The 13673-nt window shown below is 31.6% G+C and carries 14 protein-coding genes and 1 riboswitch; of the genes, 10 read left to right on the top strand and 4 right to left on the bottom strand.

Features of this window, described 5'->3' with window-relative positions:
- Positions 1 to 120: 120 nt before the first annotated feature.
- From CLOCEL_RS00665 to CLOCEL_RS00705, 9 genes are all read left to right on the top strand, one after another.
- Complete coding sequence (locus tag CLOCEL_RS00665; RefSeq protein ID WP_010075344.1) at positions 121 to 450, top strand: cyclic-di-AMP receptor; 330 nt, start codon at positions 121 to 123, stop codon at positions 448 to 450.
- Between the two features lie 160 nt (positions 451 to 610).
- Positions 611 to 1549, top strand: coding sequence for a DNA polymerase III subunit delta' (locus CLOCEL_RS00670; protein ID WP_010075345.1), 939 nt, complete (start codon positions 611 to 613; stop codon positions 1547 to 1549).
- Between the two features lies 1 nt (position 1550).
- A complete protein-coding gene (locus CLOCEL_RS00675; RefSeq protein ID WP_010075346.1) occupies positions 1551 to 2459 on the top strand; it encodes a PSP1 domain-containing protein in 909 nt (302 codons plus the stop codon).
- Positions 2460 to 2470: 11 nt separating this feature from the next.
- Positions 2471 to 2674 (top strand): heavy-metal-associated domain-containing protein, encoded by a 204-nt coding sequence (locus CLOCEL_RS00680; RefSeq protein ID WP_010075347.1) that lies wholly within the window; start codon positions 2471 to 2473, stop codon positions 2672 to 2674.
- A gap of 87 nt (positions 2675 to 2761) precedes the next feature.
- Positions 2762 to 2932: a DUF362 domain-containing protein gene (locus CLOCEL_RS00685; RefSeq protein ID WP_010075348.1), complete on the top strand. Its 171-nt coding sequence runs from the start codon at positions 2762 to 2764 to the stop codon at positions 2930 to 2932.
- 411 nt (positions 2933 to 3343) lie between these two features.
- Positions 3344 to 3442, top strand: a riboswitch (TPP riboswitch).
- Between the two features lie 107 nt (positions 3443 to 3549).
- Complete coding sequence (gene thiT, locus CLOCEL_RS00690; RefSeq protein WP_010075349.1) at positions 3550 to 4239, top strand: energy-coupled thiamine transporter ThiT; 690 nt, start codon at positions 3550 to 3552, stop codon at positions 4237 to 4239.
- 152 nt (positions 4240 to 4391) lie between these two features.
- Positions 4392 to 5126, top strand: a complete 735-nt coding sequence (locus tag CLOCEL_RS00695) for a tRNA1(Val) (adenine(37)-N6)-methyltransferase (RefSeq protein ID WP_010075350.1) — start codon at positions 4392 to 4394, stop codon at positions 5124 to 5126.
- Positions 5127 to 5236: 110 nt separating this feature from the next.
- Positions 5237 to 6082, top strand: coding sequence for a 16S rRNA (cytidine(1402)-2'-O)-methyltransferase (gene rsmI / locus CLOCEL_RS00700; protein WP_010075351.1), 846 nt, complete (start codon positions 5237 to 5239; stop codon positions 6080 to 6082).
- A 229-nt stretch (positions 6083 to 6311) separates the two neighbouring features.
- Positions 6312 to 7484 (top strand): C40 family peptidase, encoded by a 1173-nt coding sequence (locus CLOCEL_RS00705; RefSeq protein WP_010075352.1) that lies wholly within the window; start codon positions 6312 to 6314, stop codon positions 7482 to 7484.
- 295 nt (positions 7485 to 7779) lie between these two features.
- On the opposite strand, the gene CLOCEL_RS00710 is transcribed toward CLOCEL_RS00705, so the two are convergent.
- Complete coding sequence (locus tag CLOCEL_RS00710; protein WP_010075353.1) at positions 7780 to 8019, bottom strand: AbrB/MazE/SpoVT family DNA-binding domain-containing protein; 240 nt, start codon at positions 8017 to 8019, stop codon at positions 7780 to 7782.
- A 394-nt stretch (positions 8020 to 8413) separates the two neighbouring features.
- On the opposite strand from CLOCEL_RS00710, the gene CLOCEL_RS00715 reads away from it, so the two are divergent.
- On the top strand, positions 8414 to 9931 hold the full coding sequence (locus CLOCEL_RS00715) for a sensor histidine kinase (protein ID WP_010075354.1): 1518 nt from the start codon (positions 8414 to 8416) through the stop codon (positions 9929 to 9931).
- A 273-nt stretch (positions 9932 to 10204) separates the two neighbouring features.
- On the opposite strand, the gene CLOCEL_RS00720 is transcribed toward CLOCEL_RS00715, so the two are convergent.
- From CLOCEL_RS00720 to CLOCEL_RS00730, 3 genes are all read right to left on the bottom strand, one after another.
- A complete protein-coding gene (locus CLOCEL_RS00720; RefSeq protein ID WP_010075355.1) occupies positions 10205 to 11548 on the bottom strand; it encodes a S1C family serine protease in 1344 nt (447 codons plus the stop codon).
- A gap of 286 nt (positions 11549 to 11834) precedes the next feature.
- Positions 11835 to 12647, bottom strand: coding sequence for a metal ABC transporter permease (locus CLOCEL_RS00725; protein ID WP_010075356.1), 813 nt, complete (start codon positions 12645 to 12647; stop codon positions 11835 to 11837).
- 9 nt (positions 12648 to 12656) lie between these two features.
- Complete coding sequence (locus tag CLOCEL_RS00730) at positions 12657 to 13310, bottom strand: metal ABC transporter ATP-binding protein (protein ID WP_010075357.1); 654 nt, start codon at positions 13308 to 13310, stop codon at positions 12657 to 12659.
- Positions 13311 to 13673 lie beyond the last annotated feature (363 nt).

The following is a 13673-nucleotide window of genomic DNA, read 5'->3' on the forward strand; positions in this document are numbered from 1 at the left end:
GAAAGACAACATATGCTTTTTTAGTAATATGGGGCTTAAAGAAAAAGTTTTTCAATGTTAAATCTATATTATATTGATGCACCTTAAGTATAAATTTAAATCATATAGGAGGTAATTAGTATGAAATTAGTATTAGCAATTGTTCAGGATGAGGATGTTACAGATGTTGTAGAAGAATTGACCGATGCAAACTATAGGGTCACAAAACTTGCAACTACTGGAGGGTTTTTAAGGTCAGGCAACACTACGTTGTTAATTGGTGTCGAGGAAGAGATGGTAGATGAGGTTATATCTATAATTAAAGAAGAATGTCAGCAGCGTAATGCAGTAGTCAGTGCACCGTCATCAAGTGGGGGAACTTCTTCTCCATTTCTTGCAATCCCTGTGGAAATTGAAGTCGGTGGAGCAAATATATTTGTTGTGGATGTAGATAAGTTTGTAAGAGTGTAGCTCTTGGGCTTTATATAGAGAAGTTAAAGTATAGTTCTAATTAAGGAATTTTATATAATCTCAGAGGCCTTAATTAATTTTAAGAGATTTATTTGTGAAAAGTTTCTGTAAGCATAGAGGTTATAAAACCAATATGCTTACAGGAAATTAGGAGAATGAGATGGAATTTAGCAATATCATTGGTAATGAAGAGGTAAAAAAACAGTTTGTCAAAAACTTAGAAGCAAAAACATTTGCTCATGCACACATAATCGCTGGTGAGGATGGAAGTGGTAAGAGTTTGATGGCAAAAAGTGCAGCTATCAAAATTCTATCAAAGTCTATTTATCAGAATTATGCAGATATAATTGAATTTAAGACCTCTAAAGCTTCAATTGGTGTTGATGATATAAGAGTACTTATAGAAGAGACCAATAAAAAGCCTTTTGAAGGTGATAAAAAGGTTATTATTATATATAATGCTGAGAAAATCACTGTTCAAGGACAAAATGCTTTTCTAAAAACTATAGAAGAGCCACCCAAGGGGGTATTTATCTTTTTACTATGCGAGAACTTAGAAAAGATTTTGGATACTATAAAATCTAGATGTCAAATTCATAGATTGAGAAGATTATCCTATGAAGAGATGAAGCTGTTTCTAAGTAAGAATTATAAAAATATCAAAGCAGAGGAGATGAAACCGCTTATTGCCTTTAGTGATGGTATACCTGGTCGTGTAGAAAAATATTTTACTGACGATGCCTTTAGAAATATACGCAATATTACCATGGAAATACTAATTTCTATAACAGGGAAAGAGGTTTACGAATTATTAAAGTATGAAGAACAGCTTATGAAGTATAAGAATTATTGGCAAGATGTTTTAAGTTCGTTTATTTCATATGTTAGAGATGCTTTGATATATAAAGAAACTGGAGATGAGCAATATATTATTAATATTGATAAGATAGATGAAATAAAAATAATTACAGATAGTTTTTCATATAACAAGTTAAACAAAATCATTGATACCATAAGTTACGTAAAGGATAATATGCAGAGCAATGTTAATCCATCAGTGACCTTTGATATGATGCTTTTGAAATTTCAGGAGGTTTAACATGATTGAAGTAGTGGGAGTCCGCTTTAAAAAGGCAGGAAAAGTTTACTATTTCTCCCCCGGGGATCTTGATATAAAAGAGGGGGATGATGTAATAGTTGAAACAGCTCGTGGCCTTGAGTTTGGAAATTGTATAATAGGACATAGAGAAGTTAGTGAGGAAGATATAATTAGTCCTTTGAAATCAGTAGTTAGAGTGGCTACACCAGAGGACGTTATAAAATATGAAGAAAATAAGAAAGCAGAGGAAGAAGCTTTTGGTATATGCTTAGAAAAAATAGATAAGCATGAATTAGTTATGAAGCTTATAGATGTAGAGTATACTTTCGATAATAATAAAATAATATTCTATTTTACTGCTGAAGGAAGAGTTGACTTTAGAGAATTAGTAAAAGATCTTGCTACGATTTTTAGGACTAGAATAGAACTTAGACAAATTGGAGTAAGGGATGAAGCTAAAATGCTTGGAGGGGTTGGACCTTGTGGCAGACCTCTTTGTTGTACAACTTTCCTTGGAGATTTTGCGCCAGTATCTATAAAAATGGCAAAGGAGCAGAATTTATCGCTGAATCCATCTAAAATATCAGGAATATGTGGAAGACTTATGTGTTGTTTAAATTATGAGCAAGAAACATATGAAAAGACAAGAAGGATAATGCCAACAGTTGGATCTATAGTTGAGACTGCTGAAGGTAGAGGTGAGATAATTTCAAGCAGTATAGTTAAAGAGAAGGTTACAATAAAGGTAACACCACCAGAAGGTGAATGGTATCTTTTAGAGGCTCCTATTGTAGGATTGAAACTTATATCAGGCTCTTATGAAGGAACTGTTGACGAGAAGGATATTAAGCTTGAAGTTGAAGATGCCGCCGATGTAAAAGTTATTAAAGAATTATTTAAGACTGACTAGGGGGAAGCAATGTGAAGGCAGTATTAAAAATTAGTAATTTAAATACCTCAAAGGATATCAATGCTGTAAAAAGTGCCATAATTTCTAACGAAGGTATTATGGCATGTCAGATATCCAAAAGTACTGGGGATGTTAATATCGTATATGATCAATACTTCACATCTATAGATGAAATAATTGAAAGTATAGAAAATGCTGGTTATATTGTGATATAAAAAATGTTGAATTATTCTCGAACTATGTTAAAATAGTTCTTGTATTAGTTAGAAAGTAACCCAATTATCAAGGAGGTGTATTTTATAATGGCATACGTAATTAATGATTCATGTATCAGCTGTGGAGCATGTGCTTCTGAATGTCCAGTTAGTGCTATAAACCAAGGTGATGCACAATACGAAATCAACGATAGTTCTTGTATCGATTGCGGAAACTGTGCAAATGTTTGCCCAGTTGGAGCTCCAGTTCAAGGCTAATATTTACATGAAAAGATCACTTTTTAGTGGTCTTTTTTTGTACAAGCTCTATATTTTTAACTTTATTTACCTATAGGAATAGGTATTTACAATCGGTTTTCAAGTTATCTAAGAAGTTGTCTAAATTAAATACATATACGTCTTACTGAAGCTAATGCAGCTTTTTTATAGGTTATATGGATTTTATGTAGAAGTATTATTAGGACTTATATATAAAGTTCCAATTAAAAGCCTAGATTAATTCCATAAGTGGTATGTTCATTTAATTCAGGGGTATAATTAGAAACCATATATTAAATTTGTAATAAGTATGATTATTAGAGTGAAAATTATAGAATTTTTTACAAGGTGATATATGTTGACTATAGAGATGCCATGGAATACAATGATAATAATAAACATAATATAATAAATTAACGCTAGGGGTGCCTTTGGCTGAGAAATGATTTATCATTAACCCTTATACCTGATCTGGTTAGTACCAGCGTAGGAAAGCTATATTTGCCTAGTAGCTACGTTATCCTATGGACGTAGTTTTTTTATGTTTAAAATACAAATTAAATTAGTGTAAGGGTTTGAATGCTCTTATAACTATATATAAAAAGGAGGAAGTAGTTATGGAGATGTTGAATGTTTTAGGTTTTTTTGAAATCTCAAAGACGTTGCAAGATATCATAGAGGATCCAGGCAAGATTATAGAAAATCTTAAGTTAATTGCAAAGTCCCCTGTGGTTTTAATTACGTTATTAGGAATAATTGTTCTTATTGTTTTACTTACTAAGGTAAGAAAGGTTAAATTTGATTCTAAGGTTATTACATATGTAGCGGTGGCAGTAGCTTTATCTGCAATCCTTTCATTTATTAAGATTTATAAGTTACCTATGGGAGGTAGTGTAACCTTAGGAAGCATGATTCCTATATTGATATTAGCTTTCGCTTACGGGTCAGAGGTTGGTTTTATAGCAGGTTTGGTTTTAGGCCTTGTAAACTTAGTTATAGATCCATATATACTGCATCCTGTACAAGTTTTATTTGATTACATATTGCCGTTTATGATTTTAGGTATAGCTGGTTATTTTAAGAATAAGCAGTTAGGAATTGTAGCAGCTGTTGTAGGCCGATTTATATTCCACTTCTTATCAGGAGTTATATTCTTTGCAGAATACGCGGGAGATATGAATCCATATATATATTCAATATTATATAATGGAACCTATTTAGTTCCAGAAATGATAATATCCATAGTTATTATTTCAGTAGTGCCTATTGAAAGAATTTTTCATAAGAGAAAAAGTAAGTATGCATAGATAAAGCACATAAATTATAAAAGGCCTAGTATTTTGAGAAATTAATTGTTCTGAAAGTACTGGGTTTTTTGCTGTCTATACTCTAATGCAATTAAAAAAACTTTGTGTTAGAATAATACAAGTGATGAGATGAAACGTGAGAGGTAATAAATATGGATTTTTTGAAAGCTGATGAGACTTTGGATGATTTGCAATTAAAGGATATACAAGTAATACAGAAGAAGGACGCATTTAGATTCGGTGTAGATGCAGTATTGCTTGCAAACTTTGCTAATGTTAAAAGAAGTCATAGAGTTATAGATTTATGTACGGGTACTGGGATAATTCCTTTTATACTAGCAGGAAAAACAGAGAGCAATTCTATAGTAGGAATTGAGATTCAAGATGAATTCGTTGAAATGGCAGATAGGACTGTGGAATATAATAAGTTGCAAGAGCGAGTAAGTTTTCATTGTAGGGACTTAAAGGACTTAGCTTTTTTAAAAACCTTAGGGTTAGTAGATGTGGTAACAGTTAATCCACCGTATAAGCTCCAAAACTCGGGGTTAATTAATCCTAATGATAAGAATGCTATTGCTAGGCATGAGATCCTTTGTACATTAGAAGACGTTATAATCGCCTCTAAGGCAGTTTTAAAGGATAATGGAAGACTATACATGGTTCATAGACCAGATAGGCTTGCAGATATATTCTGTCTAATGAGAAAACATAATATAGAACCAAAGAGAGTTAGAATGGTTCATCCTTCAGTTGGGAAAGCTCCTAATATAGTGTTAGTGGAAGGACAGAAATTTGGTGGTGCATTCTTAAAGTGGGATACACCTTTATATGTCCATGAGGAAGATGGAAGCTACACTAGAGAAATAGATGAGATATATGGTAGGTAATACTGGTGGTTTATAAGCGAAAGTTATATAAAATCATAAGTGAAAATTATATAAGAAAAAAATCATAATATTCGAGTAGAAATAATAGATTTTTAAGGTAGGATTAAAGTATGAGTGGTAAGTTATATATAGTAGGAACCCCTATTGGAAATTTAAGAGATATAACCATAAGAGCATTGGATACCTTAAAGGAGTGCGATATGGTTGCAGCAGAGGATACTAGGGTGACTCTTAAGCTTTTAAATCATTTTGAGATTAAAAAGCCTTTGATTAGTTATCATAAGTATAATGAGAAGGATAAAAGTGCTGACATATTAGAACTTGTTAAAGAAGGTAAGAATATAGCATTGGTTAGTGATGCAGGAATGCCAGGGATTTCAGACCCAGGCTCTATCTTGATTGAAAGAGCAGTGGCTGAAGATGTGCCTTTTGAGGTTATTCCAGGAGCTACAGCGGTTATAACAGCCTTGGTTTATTCAGCATTAGATACAACAAGCTTTACCTTTAGAGGATTTTTCCCAAGGGAGAATAAAGAAAGAGAAGCATTATTTGCTGATATAGAGAATTATAAGGATACTTTAATTTTTTATGAATCTCCATATAGAATAGTGCAAACACTTCAATATATCAAAGATAGATTAGGAAACCGTAGAATAGCTATATGTAGAGAAATAACTAAGCTATATGAAAGTATCTTTAGAGGAACTGTAGAAGAAGCCTATGAATTCTTTAATGAGAATTCTCCAAAAGGGGAATTTGTATTAGTTTTAGAAGGAAAGACCTTAGAAGAGATAGATAGGGAAGAAAGAGCTACTTGGGAACATATGACCATAGAGGATCATATTGTCATGGAGATGAAGCAAGGTCATAGTAAAAAAGAGGCTATAAAGCTTGTTGCTAAGGCAAGGGGTATGGCGAAGAATGATGTCTACAAATATTCAATAGATATAGATTAAATATGGCGGATGAGGCCTTTGTTTTAGCGGGGTTGTGGAAATTGGGTAGAATAAAGCAAAAAAAAGGAGTATTTAAGTAGAATTATAAGATAATCCGGCGTAATCCTATTAGAGACTTATGTATCCGTTGTCATAAAATTTTAAATCTGCTATAATAAAATAAGCTAAAGTTACGAAAAAATAAGGTTTGAGAAAAAGTTATACGGAAGAGTGAGGGGAGAACGAGAATATGAATAAGCGCATTGCACAATTATTAGTGGCTGTTGGTTTAGTTATAAGCATAACATTACCATCAGTTAGTACATATGCTGTCCCAACTGAAGCAGAGGTACAAGCTAGCCAAGCACAAGTTGATGAAGCAAGAGCGAAGGTTGAAGCTGCTGAGAAAAAAGTTGCGGAAATAACAACTGAGATTCAAAAATATGATCAGAAAATTACTGATCTAGTTATTAAAAAACAAGAAACAACTGAAAATATAGGAAATACAGAAGCGGATATAAAGAAAACAGAGGAAGATATTAAAGCTAAGCAACAGGAAGTCGATGAAAACCAAAAGCGTTTTGAAGAAAGAATGAAAGCTTTGTACAAGCGTGGGGGTCAAAATATCATCGAAATTTTATTTGACTCTAAAAACTTAGGTGAATTAATAGGAAAAATTGAAGGCGCTAAGAAGATTGCTGATCACGATAAAAAGCTACTTGCAGATTTAGAAGCGCAAAAGCAAGAACTTAAAGATAAGAGTGAAGATTTAGAGACAAAGAAAAAAGAGCTTGTTGATTTACAACAACAACAACAACAATCAATAGACCAAGTGAATGCAGAAAAAGCGAAGCAACAACCATTATTGGCTCAAGCTGAAGCTCAACGTGCAGAGGTACAAGCACTATTAAATTCTAGTGAAGGTGCATATGCAATTATTAAAGCAGAATATGATGAAATGGAACAAAAGTTAACACAAGGAACTGGTAATAGCAGCACAACTGGGGCTGGTGTATCTGTTGAACCATCAAGAGGTGAAATTTTATATTCTGGCGATGTAGGAGCTTTACTAAGAGAAGCAGAAAGACTTAGAGAAAAAGGTATTTATTATGCAGATGCTGGTACGACAGAGGAAGGATTTGATTGCTCAGGGTTCGTACAATATGTATATAGGCAATGTGGGTATAATATAACTAGAACAACATATACTCAAATAAAAGATGGACAACCTGTTGAACCAAATATTGCTAGCTTAAGACCAGGGGATTTAGTATTCTTTGGTGATCCATATGCACCACATCACGTTGGTATGTATATTGGAGATGGAATGTATGTTCATTCTCCAGAGACAGGAAAAAAACTTCAAAACGCATATTTGAGTAATAACAGTGAATTCTCTGCTGCTAGAAGAATTATAGGTTAAAAATGTACAAGCACCATAGACATGGTGCTTGTTTTCGTATACGTTTTTTTCTGTATAATTATTAAAGGATGTATTGGCATAAGAACAAATACAGCTGGAGTTCTGAGCTTTTAATTGTAACCATCATCACTAATGGGTAACATCACATAGTATTTATAGTGAAAAGGGAGATTTGAACTAACTAAGGTGGCTAAATGGTGAACTTATACAGCATACAATTATAGATGTCATTATCAATATTTTCATATAAATAAAAGGCTGTGTATTGCTACACAGCCTTTTATTTGTTAGAGAATTATTTCTTTAATTCTTCTAAACAATTATGGCAAATATTTTTACCTTTGTAATTTTCAACGTTTCTTGCATCTCCACAGAATATACAAGCTGGTTCATATTTCTTTAATATTATTTCTTCACCATCTACGTATATTTCTAACGCATCTTTTTCTGCTATGTCTAAAGTTCTTCTTAATTCGATTGGAATAACTATTCTTCCTAGTTCGTCTACTCTTCTAACTACACCTGTTGATTTCATTGGTAAGTCCTCCTCTTTACATATCTCGACAAATCGTACTATGAAATAGTAACAAAAATTACAGTATAAGTCAATGCTTTTTTAGAAAATATTATTTAAAATGAATTTTGTCGACCAAACTTTCTTTATTTACTATTTTATAACCATTTATTGCAAATTGTCAACAGTGAATTTGAAATAATTACAGAAAATGAAAGAAATTTGTGAATATTTATAATAAATATGACTTAAAATAAATTTTCTACACAAATGTATAATTTAGTATATAAAATGTATGTCGTTTTCTTAGTATATATAAGAGATAAAGAGAAAGCTAATTATTTTCTTTTTTATATGGTAAAATATATATGTATATGTGATTAATGATTATTTTTATAGGTTGGTGTATATAGTTATGAGATTTAAAAGTATGAAGATAGCAACTAAATTGTTCATAATAACATCGATTTTTTTTATGTTATTTTTAACTTTTACTATTGTATTTCAAAAAACTTTCTTAGAAAGAATGTATAAAGATGTAAAAAGAGATTCTGTTACGAAAACTGTAAGCACTTTCAAAGAGGAATTTGAGGGGATAGTAGAGGGTACAGAAGTATATTTTAAGATAAAAAAACTTGAACAAGAGGGGAATATTAAATTAGTTGTACTTCTTAGCAATAATCAATTTCCTATTAGGAGAATACCCACTGCAATGGGATGGGAAAATGTAAGAAGCGAGACAATTATACCATCCTCTGATGAGACTGGCGATAGAAGGGAACAGGATATAGATGCTATAATAGCGTCACCGATATTAGATGAGGATAAGCTAAATCGTTTATATTCAGGTGAGACAATTACATTTTTAGATAAAAACCTAAAGTGCGTAGTGAGTATGGAATGCAATGAAACTAGGAAAGCTGTAATTATTGGATACACATCATTGCAACCAATAAATGATGCTATAGATGTAATGAGTTCAGTTTATAAATATTTTATTATATTATCCGTCTTTGTGGTGTTTTTAATTACTGTATTCTTTGTAAGGGCTGTAACAAAGCCTTTAAAGAAGATAAATGAAGGAGCTATGAAAATGGCAGACTTAGATTTCTCTGAGCCATTTGAAATTGATAGGGAAGATGAAATAGGTAGCGTCGCATTAAGTTTAAATATTCTTTCGAATAATTTAAATAATGCACTGTCTTCGCTTACTGCTGCAAATATTAAGCTTAAGGAAGATATAGAAAAGGGAAAAAGGTTAGAGGAAATGAGAAAGGATTTTATTGCTGCGGCATCTCATGAATTAAAAACCCCTATAACTTTGATAAAAGGGTATGCAGAAGGTATAAAAGATGATGTCTTCGAAGGTGAGGAACTTGAAGAATCATTAGATATAATAATCGATGAATCAGAAAAGATGGCTAAATTAGTCGAAGGCATGCTAGAACTATCAAGACTTGAGAATGAAACAATTGAATTAGATAAAGTTTCTTTCAATATACAAGAAATGATTGAACTGGAGATTAGAAAATTTCAAAATGAATTAGAGAAAAAGAATATAAGTATCAATAGGCAATATGAGGGCCATAATGCCTTTGGAGAAAAGTTTAGAATCAACGAGATAATAACTAACCTATTAAGTAATGCAACACGTCACTGCGACGATAATGGAACTATAACGGTATATACGAATAACTATGATGATAAGGTATATGTTTCCATAGAGAATACTGGAGAAAAGATCCCAGAGGAAGAACAATCAAAAATTTGGAGTAAGTTTTATAAGGTAGATAAAGCAAGAGAAAGAAAATTAGGTGGAACAGGCTTAGGTTTAGCTATAGTAAACAATATTATAAAACTACATAAGGGCAGCTATGGTGTAGAAAATACTGAAACTGGTGTTAGGTTTTATTTTATTCTTCCACTTAAGTAGCTATAAAATAGTATGTAGATAAGCTTTAATAATATTTTCATATCTAATTGGTACTGTGTTGATAAAAGTAATGTAGATTTTTAAGAGACTGTGAAAAAAGTCTATAGGATGCATTAATAAGCAACTTTATAGACTCTCGTTAACAGCCTCTTTTTCATATTGTGTATCATTAAATTCTAGGTGATAAGTTTTATATTTAGAGATATATAGCGATTTGTACTAAATAACACAAAAAAAGGTTGCCAAGTCTGACAACCTTTTGTTAAGAGATAATTAGCTAAGTGTTACATTAATATCTAAATACTTTTTATCTCTATATACTTTAAATTTGATAGTATCTCCAGATACGTGAGAATTCTTTATAGTATTTATGTCTGCTACTGTTTTAACTGGCTTACCATCCATTTCTGTTATTATGTCATTAAGTAGTAGCCCAGCCTTTTCAGCGGCACTGAACTCTGTAATTGACATAATTGCTACTCCTTCAGGAATACTATAATATTCAGCAACATCACTAGTGATGTTTTTGCAAGAAATACCTAATACTAGTGCAGGCTTTATTAAGGCATCTATTTTTTCTTTAGCTACATTTATAGGTATAGAGAAGCCCATACCTTCTACAGAAGCAGTACTAGAAGATTCAGAACTACCACTCATTTTAAGTGTGTTTATTCCTATTACTTGACCTTGATCATTTAAAAGAGGACCACCACTGTTACCAGCATTTATAGCAGCATCTGTTTGAAGGAATGAATTACCGTTCACATCTCTATTAGTAGAACTAATTATACCTGTAGTCACAGTACCTAAGAACTCTGTGCCTAAAGGATTACCTATAGCAACTACTGGTTGGCCTGTAACAAGTTTAGAAGAGTCACCTAACTCTAATACAGCAGGCATTTCTTTATTATCAGTTACCTTGATTACTGCTAAATCTAAGTTTGCATCATAGTTTACTACCTTACCTTTTGCTTGCGAATTATCATTAAATAATATAGTAACTTCTGAAGCTCCCTCGATAACATGGTAATTAGTCATTATATAACCGTCTTTGCTAAAGATAAAGCCAGATCCTACGCTTTCACCTTGTTGACCTAATTGATTTACAGTTTTAGATGAGACCGCAACAACCCCTGCTTTAACAGTTTCGACTATCTGAGGTACAGGCATACCTCCAGTTACAGCTTCATTCATAGGTGCATAATTAGAATAATTTATTGGAGCTGTAGCAGTTTGGGTTATTGGCTTAGTTCCTATATATTTATGAGTTATAACTCCACCAAGAACTCCACTTAAAACGGAAATTGTTATTACTGAGATTACTCCCAGAGCAAATTTTCCACCAGTAAAGCCAGTGCGTTTCTTTTTAATTGGCTCATTAAATTGGTTTTCAGTACTTGCAGGGCTTGTTTCAGGTAATACTGATGTAAAATCCGAAGTGTCATTTGAAGTCTCTGAATCTGATGAAGTCATTGTAAAATTTATAGGGGCAGTATTATCAGTATTGTTTGTATAAGAACTTTCATTGTTTTGTCCATTTATTGTATTAATGTCATTAGAATCAACAGTATTATTGTTTTGATTTAATTCATTTTCTTTATTAAAATTGTTATCCATAATATAATATACCTCCCAAGTTATATTAATATTCTATAGTTATATCTTAGTATAATATTGTGTCAATTCAGTGACAAAAACAATACTATTTATAGGGTTTCCATGTACATCATTAGCTTATACATCAAAAAATAAATAAAGCTACTATAATTAATAGCAGCTTTATGGTATTAATGTCTAAAAACATCTTATATATTTATTTAAAAGCTTTCATTTACTAGTTTCTCATGTAAAAGTAAGTTAAATTTCATATTATAAATCCTACAGAATTCAGTAGTTTATGAGACTAATTTCTTAAAGCAGAGATGTTTGAAAGTAATCTTCTTAAGACTATAACTGATAATAAAACAATTACGGAAGTTAAGGCGATAAGTCCTCCAGGTGCAGCATCTAAATAATAGGAAGAAATTAATCCTAGCATAATGTCTATGATGCCAGTGAAGATTCCTATAATCATAGTAGCCTTAAAACCTTTTTTAAATTGTAAGGCAGTAGCTACAGGAAGAGTTATCATTGAGGAGATAACCAATATTCCTACTATCTTTACAGAAACAGCTATAGTAGCACTTACAAGAAGGATAAAGATATAATTTATTAACTTTACCTTTATTCCAGCGATTTTTGCGCCCTCTTCGTCAAAGGTTATATATACTAAATCATTGAATATAAATATCAAAGTAATTGCTGTTATAATTCCTAAAATAGCCATTGTCTTTAATTCACCTTTAGTTACAGTAAGCATACTACCAAAGAGATAAGAATTTATATTTCCAGAAGCTTTTCCTGTACTAATCAATGTAATTCCAATTCCAATACCGAGAGTTAAAACAATGGACATTATAAGGTCAGCATATTTGTTTAAGTATTTCCTAAGAAATTCTATAAGAAGTCCAGCAACTGAAGTTACTACAAAAGCTGATAAAAGTGGATTAGCACCAATCATAAGACCTAAGGCTATGCCAGCAAAGGAATTATGAGCTAAGGTGTCTCCCATCATAGAATATCTTTTTAAAACTAAAAAAATACCCACAGTAGGGCAAAGAATTGATATAAATAACGCACCTAATAGGGCATTTCGCATAAACTCGTATTGTAACATTGGTACCCCCTATTCACATAGATCACTAAATGCAATGTATTTTTCTACATCAAATAGTTTTGTAGTATTGTTTGTCATCTCAAAAATATGAGTTGAGTTGTCTCTGGCTGCTTTAAGATTGTGTTCAACAGACACAACGGTAACACCCTTTGTTAAGTTTAAGTCTTTGATTATTCCATATATTTCTTCTTGGCTTTTTACATCTATATTATTAGATGGTTCATCTAATATAAGTACTTCAGGTTCACCTAATAGGGCACGAGCTATAAAAATTTTCTGTTGTTGTCCACCAGATAAGCTACCTATTAGTCTATGTTTATATTTTTTCATACCAAGTGAATCTAGAATATTATCTACAAGAGACTTATCTTTAAGCTTTAAAGCCTTGAGATGGCTTTGGAGAGCTTCATTCACTGTAATTGGAAAACTACTATTACTGTCTAGTCGCTGAGGAACATAACCTATTTTAGGACTATTTATAGCTACAGAACCTTTGGAATGTTTCACTATTCCAAGAAGAAGTTTTATTAGTGTACTTTTCCCACATCCATTCTCACCTATAATAGATACATATTCACCTTTATTAATTTTTAGTGATACATCATTAACTATATAGGGTGCTTTATTATTATAAGAAAAGGACAAGCTTTTGATTTCTATCACAGTATCACTCCTTTAGACTATTAACTATGCACAAAGTTGCTTAAAATGAAATAAAAATGAACAAATACAATTTGCTATTCATAATTAATATTATGCTCAAAAAAACATGTAAATGCAAACCATTTGCAAGTAAAATAAAAAAATATATAAATTTTATCAATTTCCTTAGCGTGGATTTATATTATGTAGTAATTCAGCATAATACTATGGCATAATATATTAGGAATAAAAGCAATGAATTATTAAATGAATAAGAATATATTTTCAATATTAACAGTATTAACTAAAAATAAGGGATTTAAACTAGTACCCCAATTGAATTTAAACGAGAAGTTAGCTTAAATAAACAAGTATAGAAGGTGA

Source organism: Clostridium cellulovorans 743B (assembly GCF_000145275.1).
Lineage (GTDB): Bacteria > Bacillota > Clostridia > Clostridiales > Clostridiaceae > Clostridium_K > Clostridium_K cellulovorans.

Bases quoted from the DNA above. Each gene is read 5' to 3' on its own strand.
- CLOCEL_RS00665 (WP_010075344.1), top strand. From the start codon at position 121: ATGAAATTAGTATTAGCAATTGTTCAGGATGAGGATGTTACAGATGTT.
- CLOCEL_RS00670 (WP_010075345.1), top strand. From the start codon at position 611: ATGGAATTTAGCAATATCATTGGTAATGAAGAGGTAAAAAAACAGTTT.
- CLOCEL_RS00675 (WP_010075346.1), top strand. From the start codon at position 1,551: ATGATTGAAGTAGTGGGAGTCCGCTTTAAAAAGGCAGGAAAAGTTTAC.
- CLOCEL_RS00685 (WP_010075348.1), top strand. From the start codon at position 2,762: ATGGCATACGTAATTAATGATTCATGTATCAGCTGTGGAGCATGTGCT.
- thiT (WP_010075349.1), top strand. From the start codon at position 3,550: ATGGAGATGTTGAATGTTTTAGGTTTTTTTGAAATCTCAAAGACGTTG.
- CLOCEL_RS00695 (WP_010075350.1), top strand. From the start codon at position 4,392: ATGGATTTTTTGAAAGCTGATGAGACTTTGGATGATTTGCAATTAAAG.
- rsmI (WP_010075351.1), top strand. From the start codon at position 5,237: ATGAGTGGTAAGTTATATATAGTAGGAACCCCTATTGGAAATTTAAGA.
- CLOCEL_RS00705 (WP_010075352.1), top strand. From the start codon at position 6,312: ATGAATAAGCGCATTGCACAATTATTAGTGGCTGTTGGTTTAGTTATA.
- CLOCEL_RS00710 (WP_010075353.1), bottom strand. From the start codon at position 8,019: ATGAAATCAACAGGTGTAGTTAGAAGAGTAGACGAACTAGGAAGAATA.
- CLOCEL_RS00715 (WP_010075354.1), top strand. From the start codon at position 8,414: ATGAGATTTAAAAGTATGAAGATAGCAACTAAATTGTTCATAATAACA.
- CLOCEL_RS00720 (WP_010075355.1), bottom strand. From the start codon at position 11,548: ATGGATAACAATTTTAATAAAGAAAATGAATTAAATCAAAACAATAAT.
- CLOCEL_RS00725 (WP_010075356.1), bottom strand. From the start codon at position 12,647: ATGTTACAATACGAGTTTATGCGAAATGCCCTATTAGGTGCGTTATTT.